The sequence below is a fragment of the Mesorhizobium sp. P2_D5 genome (assembly GCF_056404355.1).
In genome coordinates this window covers 333,221-347,402 of record NZ_JBFUEE010000004.1, presented here as the reverse complement: position 1 = coordinate 347,402, position 14,182 = coordinate 333,221, and the positions used below count along the sequence as shown (strand labels likewise).

The window sequence follows — 14,182 nt, the reverse complement described above, 5'->3', positions numbered from 1 at the left end:
AGCTCTGCGGCTTGGCCAGCCTGGATTCATGCAGCAAGGAGGTATCGATAAGGTTACGAATGTGCCGAAATTGCCTCGATTGGACGCCTTCCTGCCCCAAAAACGCATAGGAGAGGCGCTTGGCGTGAAAGTCCTTATGCCGATGTCCTTAGTCGGCCACCCGCTTCAACAGCGCCATGGCGCCGAACGGCGCCCGCACCTTGCCCTCGGTGATGAAGTAGACGAACACGTCGCGCGGTTTGACGGGTGCTTCGGTCGAGAGATCGGTGCGCGGCAGGTCGGCCGGCACATTGCCTTCGGCCCAGGTCCTGGCGCGCGCGGCCCATTCATCCAGGCCTGCCGGCGTGTAGCAATCGGGATTGTCGTCGCTGCCGGTCTGCAGCCGGGCATAGATGAAATCGCCGGTGACGTCGGCGATGGCCGGATATTTAGCGTGGTCGGCATAGACGATCGCCGCCTTGTATTTGCGCACCAGCGCCGCGAATTCCGGCACCATGAAACTGTCGTTGCGCACCTCGACCGCGTGGCGCAGCGCAACGCCGTCCTGCTTTTCCGGGAGCAGCTTGAGGAAGGCTTCAAAATCGTCCGGGTCGAACTTTTTCGTCGGCGCGAACTGCCACAGGATCGGTCCGAGCTTTTCACCGAGCGCCGCTACGCCCGAACCGAGGAAACGCATCATCGATTCACCGGCCTCGCCGAGCACACGCCTGTTGGTGACGAAGCGGTTGCCCTTGAGAGAATAGACGAAACCGTCTGGCGCTTCGCTCGCCCATTTGACGAAGGTCGGTTCCTTGAAACTGGAATAATAGGTGCCGTTGACCTCGATGCTCGACACCTGCCGGCTGGCATATTGCAGTTGCTTGGCCTTGGAGAGCTTTTCGGGATAAAAGGACGTATCCCAGGGTTCGAACGACCAGCCGCCCATGCCGGAGCGGATTGTTCCCGATTTGCTCATTGCCATCCTCCCGAATTCAGAAAAATCAGGCCGTCGTGATCTTGTCGACCGGCTTCGCCATGTCGACGAGCACCCATCCTGGCCGGTATGGATTGGGCCGGCGACCCGTTTCGTGGAAACCATAGGCCAGATAGAGCGCGATGTTCCGCTCCATTTTGGCGTTGGTGTAGAGCCGCACCTCGGGCAGGCCCCACGCCAGCGTCTGGTCGTCCGCGTGTTTGAGCAGGGCAATGCCAAAGCCCTTGCCCTGAAATCCTGGCGCGACGGCGACTGAGAAGATCATCGCGTGGTCGTCATGACGCTCCAAAGTGAGCAGACCGGCAAGTTCGACGTCACGCTCCAGAAGCCAGACCTCGCCACGCGCGATACGCGGTGCATAATCCTCAGTGACGGGGATCGGTGGCGCGCCGAACAGCGCGGAATAGGGCGCGTAGGCGGCTTCCGTCAGCGAGACGACAGTTTCGAGATCACCGGGAAGCGCTCTTCGGATTGTCATTCAAATGCTCTCCAAGCGCCGACTGGTTCGCCATCACTCCGCCGCTTCGCGCTTGCCTCCGGGGCGCCGCTCCAGCAGCTCCTTGAGGAACTGGCCGGTGTAGCTGCGCTTTTCGCGCACGATCGCTTCCGGCGTGCCGGACGCCACCAGTTCGCCGCCGCCGTCGCCGCCTTCGGGGCCGAGGTCGAGCACCCAGTCGGCGGTTTTTATCACCTCGAGATTGTGCTCGATGACCACCACCGTGTTGCCCTGGTCGACCAGTTCGTGCAGCACTTCCAGCAGCTTGGCGACATCGTGGAAATGCAGACCGGTGGTCGGCTCGTCCAGGATGTAGAGTGTCTTGCCGGTTGCCTTGCGCGACAGTTCCTTGGCGAGCTTGATGCGCTGCGCCTCGCCGCCGGACAGCGTCGTCGCCTGCTGGCCGATATGGATGTAGCCGAGGCCGACCTGCTTCAGCGTGTCGAGCTTGTCGCGCACGCCTGGCACGGCGGCGAAGAAATCGACGCCTTCCTCGACCGTCATGTCGAGCACGTCGGCGATCGACTTGCCCTTGAACAGAACGTCGAGCGTCTCGCGGTTGTAGCGCTTGCCGTGGCAGACGTCGCAGGTGACGTAGACGTCGGGCAAAAAGTGCATCTCGATCTTGATGACGCCGTCGCCCTGGCAAGCCTCGCAGCGGCCGCCCTTGACGTTGAAGGAGAAGCGGCCGGGCTGGTAGCCGCGCGCCTTGGCTTCCGGCAGGCCCGCGAACCAGTCGCGGATCGGAGTGAAGGCGCCGGTGTAGGTGGCGGGGTTGGAACGCGGGGTGCGCCCAATCGGCGACTGGTCGATGTCGATGACCTTGTCGAGGAATTCGAGGCCCTCGATGCGGTCGTGGTCGGCCGGATGCTCGCGCGAGCCCATGATGCGGCGCGACGCCGCCTTGAACAGCGTTTCGATCAGGAAGGTCGACTTGCCGCCGCCCGACACTCCGGTGACGGCGGTGAAGGTGCCGAGCGGGATTTCGGCGGTGACGTTCTTCAGATTGTTGCCGCGCGCGCCGACGATCTTCAGCCGCCGGTTCTTCTTCGCCTCGCGCCGCACGCCGGGAGTCGCCACTTCAAGCGCGCCCGACAGATATTTGCCGGTGATCGAATTCGGGTTGGCCATCACCTGCTGCGGCGTGCCCTGGGCGATGATCTCGCCGCCATGGATGCCGGCGGCAGGGCCCATGTCGACGACATAGTCAGCATGCAGGATGGCGTCCTCGTCATGCTCGACGACAATCACCGTGTTACCGATGTCGCGCAGGTGCTTCAGCGTGTCGAGCAGGCGTGCGTTGTCGCGCTGGTGCAGGCCGATCGACGGCTCGTCCAGAACATAGAGCACGCCGGTGAGACCGGAACCAATCTGCGAAGCCAGGCGAATGCGCTGGCTCTCGCCACCCGACAACGTGCCGGAATTGCGCGACAGCGTCAGGTAGTCGAGCCCGACATCGTTGAGGAAGCGCAGCCGCTCGCGGATCTCCTTCAAGACGCGCACGGCGATCTCGTTCTGCTTGTCGTTGAGCGAAGCTGGCAGGTCGGTGAACCACTTGTCGGCGTTGCGGATCGACTGTTCGGTGACTTCGCCGATATGCTTGCCGGCGATCTTCACGGCCAGTGACTCGGGCTTGAGCCGATAGCCCTTGCAGACCGGGCAAGGCGTCGCCGACATGAACCGCTCGATTTCCTCGCGCATCCAGGCGGATTCGGTTTCTTTCCAGCGGCGCTCCAGATTGGGGATGACGCCTTCAAAGGTCTTGGTGGTCTTGTAGGAGCGCAGGCCGTCATCATACTGGAAGGTGATTTCGCGCTCGCCGGTGCCACGCAGGATGGCCTCCTGGGCTTCCGCGCTCAAATCCCTGAACTTGTCGCCGAGCTTGAAATTGTAGGCCTTGCCCAGCGCTTCAAGCGTCTGCGCGTAATAGGGCGAGGTCGATTTCGCCCACGGGCTGACCGCACCGTCGCGCAGCGAAACGTTCTCGTCGGGCACGACGAGGTTGGGGTCGATGGCGCGCTGGCTGCCGAGACCGTCGCAGGTCGGGCAGGCGCCAAACGGATTGTTGAAGGAGAAAAGACGTGGCTCGATTTCCGGAATGGTGAAGCCGGAGACCGGGCAGGCGAACTTTTCCGAGAACAGGATGCGCTCATGCGTTTCGTTCTTGGACTTGTTGACCGAATCCTCGCCGGTCTGGCTGGCGTCGAGCGGCTTGTCGGCGAATTCGGCGACCGCCAGCCCATCGGCGAGCCTCAGTGCCGTCTCGATGGAATCGGCTAGCCGGGTGGCGAGATCCCCACGCACGACGATGCGGTCGACGACGACGTCGAGGTCATGCTTGTACTTCTTGTCCAGCGCCGGCACGTCGGCGATTTCATAGAAGACGCCGTCGACCTTGACGCGCTGAAAGCCCTTCTTCTGCAGTTCCAGCAATTCCTTGCGGTACTCGCCTTTGCGGCCGCGCACCATCGGCGCCAGAATGAACAGGCGGGTGCCTTCCTCGACCGCCAGCACACGGTCGACCATCTGTGACACTGTCTGGCTTTCGATCGGCAGGCCGGTGGCCGGCGAATAGGGGACGCCGACGCGCGCGAAGAGAAGCCGCATGTAGTCGTAGATTTCGGTGACGGTGCCGACGGTCGAACGCGGGTTCTTCGAGGTCGTCTTCTGCTCGATCGAGATGGCCGGAGACAGGCCGTCGATCTGGTCGACGTCCGGCTTCTGCATCATTTCGAGGAATTGCCGCGCATAGGCCGACAGGCTCTCGACATAGCGGCGCTGGCCTTCGGCATAGATGGTGTCGAAGGCAAGCGACGATTTGCCGGACCCGGACAGGCCGGTCATGACGATAAGGCTGTCACGCGGCAGGTCGAGATCGACATTCTTCAAATTGTGTTCGCGCGCCCCGCGAATGGAAAGATATTTATGGTCGGCCATGGCCGGTCGCCGCCTCAGAAGCTGGAATTTCCTGGAATGGCGGGTTTTCCCGGCCATCCCCTATGTAGGTAATTTTGCCGCCACGTCGAGAGACGCCACAATTCCCGACAAAAGCGTTTAACCGTCTTTCTCGTGAACGGGCAAGCGGAAAGAACAAAGGCCGAACACGCTCCTGACAAAGCTGTGCAAAACTGACTTGTACGTAACCTCCCGGTGATCACGTTTTTCGGTAACCGGCTATTGATGGTTGACGTCCCCGACTCAGGGGAGCAGTGTCCAGAAGTCAACTGAAGCCGGCCGTCTTTCGATGGCCTCGCCGCCAGAGGCGGCCTGCGAGACGCCGCAGGCATCTGCGATTTGTGCTTCGGGACGACACGTCGCAACGGACAAGGGAGTGGAGCCATGACGCCACCGGATCGTCCCCTAGGGTTCCAGTTGTCACTGGAGCCGTGGCAGGCATAAGTGCCAGGGTTTAGCGTTTGCGCCACCCGACAAACCGTGACCTGCCATATCCCACAAAAATCAGAGACTGCTAGTCGGATCGTCGGCTGAACGCCGCGAAGCATCCGAAATCAAACGCCGGCAGTACACTCCCGGCAAAAATTGGATTTGAGATCCAAAAAAGGCCCCGTCCGTTTGCGCAAAGCACGGCGGGGCCGTTTTCATGCGCGACGCGCGATACCGGTACGCAATATCAGTGGCGCGGCAGCCCCGTGGCGCCAGCGCCGACGTCAACAGTGATGCTGCCTGAAATCCTGACATCCGTGTTGCCGATCTTGAACTGGCCGTTCCCATTGCTGGGGGATGCGTCGTCGGGTTCGGGCTGTGGAGCCGGCTTGGCGATGCGATAGTCGCTGGTCACGCCGGGCAGGGCGCCTTTGGGCGCCGCTGGCGAGCTGTCGTCGGCAAGGGCGGTGCCGCTCATGGAGCCGGCAAGAGCGACCACGACAATAGCGATGACGCGATGCAACGTTCTGGACGGATGAGTGTCGGTCATCGCCCAGTTATAGTGACGTGTCGACGAGGCGACCAGACCGGCGTCGTCAAATCTTCGACAGCCGGCGACGCGCTTCAGCCTCACGCGGCCTGTTTGCGCGTATCGAAAACATGGTCGACAAGACCCCAGGCCTGAGCCTCGCGGGCCGTCATGAAGTGGTCGCGGTCCAGCGTGCGCTCGACCTCCTCATAGGTGCGGCCGCAATGCTGCGCATAGAGTTCGGCCATATGCCGCTTTGTCTGGCCGATGCGCTCGGCATGGCGCTGGATGTCGGAGGCCTGACCCTGGAATCCACCCAGCGGCTGATGCAGCAGGATGGTGGCGTTCGGTAGCGAGATGCGACGCCCGGCCGTGCCTGCCATCAACAGGAACGAGGCCATCGACGCGGCAAAGCCCATGCACACCGTCGACACCGGGCAGCTGATGTATTGCATGGTGTCGTAGATGGCGAAGCCGCTGGTCACCACGCCGCCAGGCGAGTTGATGTAGAGCGATATCTCCTTGTCGGGATTGTCCGATTCCAGCGACAGCAGCTGCGCGCAGACCAAGGCCGAAATGTCGTCGTTGATTTCACCGTTGATGAAGATGATGCGCTCGCGCAGCAGGCGCGAGAAAATGTCGAAGGCGCGTTCGCCGCGGCTCGATTGCTCGATCACCATCGGAACCAGATTGGCAAGGCCGCTCATTGTTTCGTCTCCGTCCGTTTCGTTGTTCAGGCCGCGCGCAGCAACAGCAAAGGCATGTTCGCGGCGACCGGCCGTCTTGAATTGCGCGACCCCAGCGAAAGCCTGCAGCCGGCGCCGGCCATGGCAACGGCGGGCATTGCCGTTCGGGCAAAACCGTCATGGACAATGCGCAGATGCGTGCCGCCGGAAACGGTGCGGGCGAGTATGAAGGTGACAATGCTGTCGAGCGGGCTGTCGAGCCGAGCCTGCCGCCCGGCATCGCCTGGCTGCGGCCGCTCGCGCCAGGAATAGCGCAGCAACCGCTCGGGCTCGGCGTCGATGATCTCGCATTCGATCGCCGCGTCCGGCCCGGCGAAGGCAAAACGGCTGCCGGTCTCAGGGCTGATGTCGTTCGGCATCATCCAGGCAGCGAGCAACTCCGGCACGGTCAGTGCGCGCCACACCTTTTCCGGCGGCTCCGGCAGGTCGCACTCAAACTCGATCGCGTCGGGCCCAGTGTTGGTGTCCGCGTGGCTTTGGTCTGTCATTGATCCCATGCTCTTCATTGATCCATGTCCTTCAAAACCGCCTTCAGCCTTTCGATGCGCTCCGGCCAGAAGGTCCGGTAGCGTTCGATCCAGGAGAGCAAGGGGGCAAGCCCTTGCGGATCTGCGCGGTAATAGGCGTTACGGCCCGCTCGTCGCTCGACCACCAGGCCGGCGCCGCGCAACACCGCCAGATGCTGGGAGACGGCGGGTTGCGACACCGTCATGCCGCTGCGCAATTCCGAGACGCTCATTTCGCCAGCAGCAAGCTGCTCAAAGACGGCGCGGCGCGTCGGGTCGGCAAGAGCGCGGAAAATCTCTGCTTCGATCATGATGAAAGCATAAGTCGATACTTATTGATTTGGCAAGCGCTGTTTTTACGAGTTTGCCGGAAGCCAGCGCATCACCAGCCCGGCAGGTCCATCAAACGTCGCCTCGAAGATTGGGGACGCAAGCACGGCGTGGATGTGAAGCGTACCGGTGCCGACGTTCTTGAACCCGTGTTTCTTGTTCGCGGGAACAACGAGAGACTGGCCCGAGGTCAGGACGTTGTGCTCATCGTCGATCCACATCTCGGCCCTGCCGGCGATAACGGTCAGCACTTCCTCGACGGGATGCCAATGCGTTGGGGCGCCGACCGTGGGCTCGACCCATTGCTCGAATATGCAAAGTTGCGATGCACCGTTGCTGGCCGACACATGCATACGCGTTCCCACACCTGCTCGCCATTGCTCGCGCGGCTGGTCCTCATGTCTGACGGAGTTCATTTGATTGCCCCGACCCATTCCCGATTTCATGGAAATTTCGGACCGGAACACTACATCTTGCTGACAAACATTGACAGAACGCCACCGGCATCATAGAACGAAAAGGGAACAAAAACCTTGTGGGAAAAGCCAGCCATAGCAGGCGGTGATGGTCTGCAGCCTGTAAGGTGCTGCGACAAAAATTTGTTTCGGATGAGCGCGGAGAAATATCATGGCGGGTAGCGTCAACAAGGTCATTTTGGTCGGCAACCTCGGTGCAGATCCGGAAATCCGTCGCCTGAACTCGGGCGAGCCGGTCGTCAACATCCGCATTGCGACGTCGGAAAGCTGGCGCGACAAGAATTCCGGCGAGCGCAAGGAAAAGACCGAGTGGCACAACGTCGTCATCTTCAACGATCAGCTTGCCAAGGTGGCCGAGCAGTATCTGAAGAAGGGCATGAAGGTCTATGTCGAGGGCCAGTTGCAGACGCGCAAATGGCAGGACCAGACCGGCAACGACAAGTACACGACGGAAGTCGTGCTGCAGAAATTCCGCGGCGAGCTACAGATGCTCGACGCACGCGGTCAGGGTGAGGGCGGTCAGGTCGGCGGCTATGCCGGTGGCGGCAGCAGCCGTGGTTCCGATTTCGGCCAGTCCAGCCCGAGCGAAAGCTTCAATCGTGGCGGCGGCGCCAAGAGCGGCGGTGGCGGCGGTTCGTCGCGCGAACTGGACGACGAAATCCCGTTCTGAGGACAATCAGCCACCGGAGAGGCGGCAATGTCGCTGCAACCGCTGCTTGCCGCCCCTTCTCCGGTTCCCTGGCATGCCTTAGCGGCTTTCGCCGCACTGGCGATAGGGGCCACGCAGCTGGCGCTGCCGAAGGGAACGCGGCGCCATCGCATCGCGGGCTATGTCTGGGCCGCGCTGATGCTGGTCATCGCCGTCTCGAGTTTCTGGATTCATCAGATCCGCCTCGTCGGCCCTTTCAGTCCCATCCATCTCCTGTCGATCCTGGTGCTGGTCACCGTACCGCTGGCGGTGTGGCACGCGCACAATCATCGCGTCGCCAAGCATCGCAAGTCGATGATTGCGCTGTATGTCTTTGCGCTGGTCGGGGCCGGCATCTTCACGCTGTTGCCGGGTAGGGTCATGCACGATGTCGTCTTTGGCGTCGCGCAGGCCGGACCATGATCCTATTTAATCCTTGAGGCAGATGACCCCAAGTGGAAGGAATATCAGGTGAAAGCACGTGTAAAGTGGGTGGAGGAGCGCACCTTCGTCGGCGAATCCGGCAGCGGCCACAAGGTGGTGCTGGGAACCGCGCTCGGACCGGAAGGCAAGACGCCAGGACCTAGCCCGATGGAACTGGTGCTGATCGGCACCGGCGGCTGTTCGGCCTATGATGTCGTGCATATCCTCGAAAAGGGGCGCGAGGTGATCGAGGATTGCGTGGTCGAGCTCGACGCCGACCGGGCCGAAACCGAGCCCAGGGTGTTCACCCGCATCCACATGCATTTCGTCGTCAAGGGCCGGTCGCTCTCCAGCGACAAGGTTAAACGGGCGATCGATCTTTCGATCGAAAAATACTGCTCAGCCTCCGCGATGCTGGCCAAGACCGCCACGATCACCCACGATTTCGAAGTCATCGATACAACGGCGAAGTAGGGCCGGCTTCGGCGGCTCGTCGCGAGCTATCCCGCCATCAGCGCCTTGATGCCGTCGGCGACGAACTGCACGGCAAGTGCGGCCAGGATGACGCCGAGCAGCCGGGTCAGGATCGAACGCCCGGTCTGGCCGAGGATGCGGTCGATACGTTCCGACAGCACGAACACCAAATAGGTGATGGCAAGGCAGACGAAGATGATGCCGACCAGCGCAGCCTGCGCGGCGAAGCCCTGGAATGAACTGGACAAAAGCACCGTCGCCGAAATGGCGCCGGGGCCGGCGATCAGCGGGATCGCCAGCGGGAAGGCGGCGATGTTGTGGATCATGTCCTTGGTGATGGCGACGTCGCCGATCTTCTCCTTGCGGTCCTGCCGTCGCTCGAACACCATTTCGAAAGCGATGAAGAACAACAGGAAGCCACCGGCGACGCGGAAGGCCGGCAGCGTGATGCCGAAGACCGACAGGATCGAGGCGCCGGCAACCGCAAACAGCGCCATCACCAGAAAACCGATGATCGAGGCGCGGACGGAAACCTGCTGGCGCTCCTCGCGGTTCATGCCGCGTGTCACGGCGAGGAACAGCGGCGCCAGGCCAGGCGGATCGATGGTCACGAGAATGGTGACGAAGGCGTTGAACAGGCTGTCGAAGCTCGGCATCTCTGACCCCTCCCGCCGGGCCGTGCCCGCACCATGACATTGGTAGAGCAAAGCCCGGTCGGTGGGAACCGTCAGAGGGACGAAACCGAAACTTCGACACGCCTTCGTCGTGACGCGGCTACGGACGGAAAGCCCGTTGCACGCTTTTCCTGGAATTGTTTGCTTCAGCCGGCAGCGCCGCAATAGGCCTCGATACGATAGCCGTCCGGATCGACGACGAAGGCGGCATAGTAGTTTTCGCCATAGTCGGCGCGCAGGCCCGGTGCGCCATTGTCGCTGCCGCCTTCGCACAAGCCGCCGGCATGGAAGGCGTCGACGCTGCTCCGCGTCGGTGCCGCGAAGCAGAAATGCAGGCCGGATTTTGCGTCTGGTGGCACCGGCCGCGCGGCCTCGTTGACCCATAGCACGACGCCTTGCGCGCCATAACCCAACGAGCCCGGCGACTGGCTGAGACAGTTATAGCCGAGCGGCTTCAGAGCAGCATCGTAGAAGCGCTTGGAAGCAGCGGCGTCGCGAACGCCGATCGAGATATGATCGAACATATTTTTCTCCATTGTTACAATGGCTTGTAGCGTCAGGTTGTTGCTGTTCGGCGCGCCAGGAATTCGACTTCCAGCCGCCAGGTCGCGCCATTGTCGTGGGAGCGCTCGCCAAGCCAGCGGAAGGAATTCTCAGTGATGCGCGAAAAGCTCCAGCGCACCGAGGAGCCGGCGCCATCGGCGCCCACTTGCACGATCGTGTCGCCTTCGGCATTGCCGAGCTGCCGGCTGTAATACTGGTTGCGCGGGTCGCTCCAGAAGATGTGCCAGGCGTCGGCGGCGGGGTCGTAGACGCGCAATGTCGTGCCATAGAACGTCCATTTGCCGAGCGAAGGCGAGGGGCCGGCGTCCCGCGCGGGCAGAATCCACACGTCCTGGATTGCGCGGCCTTCCAGCACCCAGCCGAAATGCACTTCGCCACTCCCGGTCAGCACCGTGCCGTCCTCGAGATGGCGGGAGGCGTCAAAAGTCCAGGCGCCGACGAAACGGCCATAGAGGTTCAGTTTTTCAGCAAGTCCGTCGATTGGTCCGGCACTGTGCAAGGCTTCGGCAAAGGAGGATTGGTCGTACATGGTTCCGGTCTCTTCTTGTCAGGAGACCGGGAGGAGTAGGCTGCGATGGGGTTCTGGGCTTGGGAAAAATTGCTATATTTCGGTCATGACAGCGACCACGCGTACTCTCGCATCCGGGGCCGGCTGGTACGTGGCGGATGTGATCTGCACGGCCAGCGCCGGTGAGCGGCCGTTCGAGGAAGCCCATCGGGATTTCTGCGTCGCCGCTGTCACCGGCGGCACGTTCCGCTATCGCGCGCAACAAGGCACGGCGATGCTGGCGCCCGGCGCGCTCCTGCTCGGTAATCCCGGCACATGCTACGAATGCGGGCATGAACATGGCAGTGGCGACCGTTGCCTCTCGTTCCATTTCGGGCCGGCCTACATGGAGCGGATCGTGGCTGGCGTGCCGGGCGCGAAAAAGCTGACCTTCGAGGCCCCACGCCTGCCGCCGTTGCCGGCCCTGGCATCCTTGCTCGCCGAAGCGGAAACCGCTCGCGAGATGGCCGACGTCGACGCCTTCGAGGAACTCGGGCTGCGCATTGCGGGTGCCGCGGTGGCAGCAGTCTCCAGCCCCGCGTATGTCAGGCGCACGCCAAGCCGACGCGATCAGAAACGGGTTGCCGAAGCGGTGCGGCGGATCGAACTCGATGCCGACAGGCCGGTCTCGCTTTCAGCGCTTGCCGACGAGACCGCGACCAGCCCCTATCATTTCCTGCGCATCTTCCGGCAGGTCGCGGGCATGACGCCCTACCAGTTCCTGCTCAAGACCCGGCTGCACCGCGCGGCGGTGCGGCTGCGGCTGTCCGACGATGCGGTCTCGGTGATCGCCTTCGACGCAGGCTTCAACGATTTGTCGACGTTCAATCGCCGGTTTCGGCGCGTCATGGGCGAGACGCCGGGCCAGTATCGCGCCCGCCGCGCGAGCGGCGCTGTGGAAGCTTTGTCCGTCGCTGCGGCCTTGCGGCGTCAGTCGGACGTCGGGCCGCACCAACCCGGCAGGTAGTCGGCGTCCTTGGCCTTGGCCAGGTTCAGGGCCTCCTTCATCGCCTTGTCGAAATTCTTCGCCACCGCATCCCGGTCGATGCGCCTGCGCAAAAAGTCCGCCCACAGGAATTCGCTGAACGGAGTAGTGTCCTTGGCGAAACCACCTTGCCGGCGCAGTTCACCGGCCATGCTCCTGTAGGGGTCGTCGACGAGTTCGGCCATGGTCTTGGGAATGGCGTCGTAGCCCCGGCGCCTGCCGTTCTCATCGAACGGATGCATCCAGCCGCGATTGTCGAGCACGAAGAAGAAGGCGTCCTTGTCTAGGTCCGACAGGTCGCTGATCACCGTGACCAGAACATCCCCGATGCCTTCCTCGAGCAGGGCGCGGGCGAGATGGTGGTGATCGGTGACATAGTTGCGCTTCTTCGGCCCCAGCACGACGGGGACCATATGGGTGCCGAGAAAAGTGCCAGTCCTCTTGGGGCTTTGCGAGCGGATCATCTGGCGCTTCAAGGCGACTTCCCGCATGCCGACGGTGATCTGCGTCGGCCGTAAATCTCTGACTGCGACGGGGGTCAACAAGGGTTCCCGTGTGGTCGTCATTTGGCTTTGTCCTGTTGTTGCGGCTGCTGGTCCGGAGCGAGCGTCCTGATGGCGGCATCGACACTGTGAAAAATCCGCTGCGGGCCGATCAGGTCGGCGATGCCAAATCGTGCCAGCGCCGCCTGGGCGCGCAGCGATTCCATCCGCGCGATGGCAAAGATCGCGCCCGCCTTGCGGCAATGGGTGATGGTGTCGATCAGGGCTTGCGCGGCCGTGTAGTCGATCTCCACGATGTTGCTGGCCTCCAGCACGACCAGCTTCACGCTCTCACGCCTGGCATCGACAAGATCGACAAAGCCGCGCTTGAAGCCGTCGGCATTGACGAAGGACAGCGGCGCCTGGAATGCCGCGACGAGCACGCCGGGAAGCTGTTCGCCTGCAACTGGTTCGCTGGGCGGCCACCACACCGAAGTCCCCGGCACCTGTTCCAGTTCGATCAGCTGTGTGCGCGTTGCGGTCCAGATTCCATGCAGGAGCGACAGGCCGATGCCGATCGCAACGCCGGTCTCGATGGGCAGCACGACGATGGCTGCCATCGTGATGAGGATCAATGCGAATTCGACCGGCGCCTGCCGGTAGACATTGGCGAACACCTTCCAGCGCAGAATGTGCTGGGCGACGAAAAGCAGAACACCGGCAAGGGCGGCCTGTGGAACATCGGCGAGCAGGCCGCCACCGAAAGCACCCAGCGCCAGCACGATGGCCGCGGCAATGAGGCCCACGACCTGTGAGCGGCCACCCGACTGGGAGACGATTGCCGTGCGCGGCGGGCTGGCATTGACCGCAAAGGCGCCGAACAGGCCCGATGCGATGCTGCCGGCACCGACGCCGACGAAATCGCGATTGACGTCAGGAGCGTCACCCTGTTGCGGCGCGAAGGAACGGGAGGTGGCCGCTGTCTGCACCATGACGACGATGGCGATCAGCAATGCCAGCGGGACCAGCGCCTGCACATCGCCAAGGCTGGCAAGCGGCAGGCCGGCCCGTGGCAGGCCATTGGGCAAGGCGCCGAGCACCTCGACGCCGCGATCCTCGAGGCCGAAGACGGCAACCGCAGAGGTGGCGAGCACCATGCCGATCAATGCGCCGGGGATGCGGGCGCTGATGCGTTCGGCGCAGAATACGGTTCCGAACACGCCGAGGCCGAGGCCGAGGCTCCAGGGATTGGTGAGGTGCAGGCTGCCGGCGATCTCACCGATGCGTCGCAAGGTTTGACCGTTCTGGGCGGGCAGGCCGAGCAGTCCGGGCAATTGCGAAACGATGATATGGACGGCGATGCCGGCCAGAAAACCCGTCGTGACCGGCACCGACAGGAGGTCGGCGACCCAACCAAGGCGAAAGACACCGCTCAGAATCACGATCAGCCCGACCATCAGCGCCAGCATGGAAGCCAGCGCCAGATAGTGCGGCGACCCGGCTGCGGCGAGCACGGCGAGACTGCCGGCAAAGAGAGGCGTGATGGTCGAATCCGCACCGGCCGACAGGTGCCGGTTGGCACCGAACAGGGCGAACGCCACCGAACCGGCAACAAAGGCGAAGAAGCCGACCTCGGGAGCAAAGCCGCCGAGGCGGGCGGTCGCCATCTGTTCGGGAATGGCGATCGCGGCCAGTGTGAGGCCCGCGACCAGATCGCCGTTCAGATCCCTCGGCGTCCAACCACTCAGGGCTCGCAACGGCAGCCAAGAGGTCCAATTCATCGCGCTCGTGGCTTTCGCTGGGGGAAAACGGTCCATCGCAGGCTTTTGCCTTGGTGGCGGCGAAACCGCCTTGGCCATATCGTCGCAATCAGTGGTATCCTTTTGAAATTACCACTAAAATTGA

The 14,182-nt window shown here is 62.7% G+C and carries 17 protein-coding genes; 4 read left to right on the top strand and 13 right to left on the bottom strand.

Annotated features, from left to right (window positions below; genetic code table 11):
• Nucleotides 1-148: 148 nt before the first annotated feature.
• The 8 genes from AC1DYW_RS19415 to AC1DYW_RS19380 form a co-directional block, all read right to left on the bottom strand.
• Nucleotides 149-955, bottom strand: a complete 807-nt coding sequence (locus AC1DYW_RS19415; RefSeq protein WP_477227312.1) for a DUF72 domain-containing protein — start codon at nt 953-955, stop codon at nt 149-151.
• Between the two features lie 25 nt (nt 956-980).
• Complete coding sequence (locus AC1DYW_RS19410) at nt 981-1,451, bottom strand: GNAT family N-acetyltransferase (protein ID WP_477227311.1); 471 nt, start codon at nt 1,449-1,451, stop codon at nt 981-983.
• Nucleotides 1,452-1,484: 33 nt separating this feature from the next.
• Nucleotides 1,485-4,406, bottom strand: a complete 2,922-nt coding sequence (gene uvrA, locus AC1DYW_RS19405) for an excinuclease ABC subunit UvrA (protein ID WP_477227310.1) — start codon at nt 4,404-4,406, stop codon at nt 1,485-1,487.
• A 694-nt stretch (nt 4,407-5,100) separates the two neighbouring features.
• Complete coding sequence (locus AC1DYW_RS19400) at nt 5,101-5,403, bottom strand: hypothetical protein (protein ID WP_477227543.1); 303 nt, start codon at nt 5,401-5,403, stop codon at nt 5,101-5,103.
• Nucleotides 5,404-5,483: 80 nt separating this feature from the next.
• On the bottom strand, nt 5,484-6,089 hold the full coding sequence (locus AC1DYW_RS19395) for an ATP-dependent Clp protease proteolytic subunit (protein ID WP_095085064.1): 606 nt from the start codon (nt 6,087-6,089) through the stop codon (nt 5,484-5,486).
• A gap of 26 nt (nt 6,090-6,115) precedes the next feature.
• Complete coding sequence (locus AC1DYW_RS19390; RefSeq protein WP_477227309.1) at nt 6,116-6,616, bottom strand: SRPBCC family protein; 501 nt, start codon at nt 6,614-6,616, stop codon at nt 6,116-6,118.
• A gap of 14 nt (nt 6,617-6,630) precedes the next feature.
• Nucleotides 6,631-6,945 (bottom strand): ArsR/SmtB family transcription factor, encoded by a 315-nt coding sequence (locus AC1DYW_RS19385; RefSeq protein WP_095085062.1) that lies wholly within the window; start codon nt 6,943-6,945, stop codon nt 6,631-6,633.
• Nucleotides 6,946-6,990: 45 nt separating this feature from the next.
• Nucleotides 6,991-7,410 carry a cupin domain-containing protein gene (locus AC1DYW_RS19380; protein ID WP_477227308.1) on the bottom strand — a complete coding sequence of 140 codons (420 nt, stop codon included), beginning with the start codon at nt 7,408-7,410 and terminating at the stop codon, nt 6,991-6,993.
• Between the two features lie 181 nt (nt 7,411-7,591).
• On the opposite strand from AC1DYW_RS19380, the gene AC1DYW_RS19375 reads away from it, so the two are divergent.
• Genes AC1DYW_RS19375 through AC1DYW_RS19365 form a run of 3 tightly spaced genes read left to right on the top strand, consistent with a single transcriptional unit; the run spans nt 7,592 to nt 9,025 of the window.
• Entirely contained in the window at nt 7,592-8,110 is a 519-nt protein-coding gene (locus tag AC1DYW_RS19375) for a single-stranded DNA-binding protein (RefSeq protein ID WP_095085060.1), read from the top strand.
• A gap of 27 nt (nt 8,111-8,137) precedes the next feature.
• Nucleotides 8,138-8,551, top strand: coding sequence for a DUF2306 domain-containing protein (locus AC1DYW_RS19370; protein ID WP_477227307.1), 414 nt, complete (start codon nt 8,138-8,140; stop codon nt 8,549-8,551).
• Nucleotides 8,552-8,599: 48 nt separating this feature from the next.
• Nucleotides 8,600-9,025 carry an OsmC family protein gene (locus AC1DYW_RS19365; protein WP_477227306.1) on the top strand — a complete coding sequence of 142 codons (426 nt, stop codon included), beginning with the start codon at nt 8,600-8,602 and terminating at the stop codon, nt 9,023-9,025.
• Between the two features lie 26 nt (nt 9,026-9,051).
• Here AC1DYW_RS19365 and AC1DYW_RS19360 read toward each other — a convergent pair whose 3' ends face one another.
• The 3 genes from AC1DYW_RS19360 to AC1DYW_RS19350 form a co-directional block, all read right to left on the bottom strand.
• On the bottom strand, nt 9,052-9,681 hold the full coding sequence (locus AC1DYW_RS19360) for a MarC family protein (RefSeq protein ID WP_023736559.1): 630 nt from the start codon (nt 9,679-9,681) through the stop codon (nt 9,052-9,054).
• A 164-nt stretch (nt 9,682-9,845) separates the two neighbouring features.
• The gene (locus tag AC1DYW_RS19355) at nt 9,846-10,223 is read right to left on the bottom strand and encodes a VOC family protein (protein ID WP_457152552.1); all 378 of its coding nucleotides are present in this window, start codon (nt 10,221-10,223) and stop codon (nt 9,846-9,848) included.
• Between the two features lie 32 nt (nt 10,224-10,255).
• Nucleotides 10,256-10,792, bottom strand: a complete 537-nt coding sequence (locus AC1DYW_RS19350; RefSeq protein WP_457152551.1) for a hypothetical protein — start codon at nt 10,790-10,792, stop codon at nt 10,256-10,258.
• Between the two features lie 85 nt (nt 10,793-10,877).
• On the opposite strand from AC1DYW_RS19350, the gene AC1DYW_RS19345 reads away from it, so the two are divergent.
• Complete coding sequence (locus AC1DYW_RS19345; RefSeq protein ID WP_477227305.1) at nt 10,878-11,777, top strand: helix-turn-helix transcriptional regulator; 900 nt, start codon at nt 10,878-10,880, stop codon at nt 11,775-11,777.
• Here AC1DYW_RS19345 and AC1DYW_RS19340 read toward each other — a convergent pair.
• Nucleotides 11,741-12,361 carry a ParB-like protein gene (locus tag AC1DYW_RS19340; protein WP_457152549.1) on the bottom strand — a complete coding sequence of 207 codons (621 nt, stop codon included), beginning with the start codon at nt 12,359-12,361 and terminating at the stop codon, nt 11,741-11,743. The two genes, AC1DYW_RS19345 and AC1DYW_RS19340, sit on opposite strands and share 37 nt — an antisense overlap.
• On the bottom strand, nt 12,358-14,058 hold the full coding sequence (locus tag AC1DYW_RS19335; protein ID WP_477227304.1) for a SulP family inorganic anion transporter: 1,701 nt from the start codon (nt 14,056-14,058) through the stop codon (nt 12,358-12,360). Before AC1DYW_RS19335 ends, AC1DYW_RS19340 begins: the two co-directional genes overlap by 4 nt.
• Nucleotides 14,059-14,182: the final 124 nt, after the last annotated feature.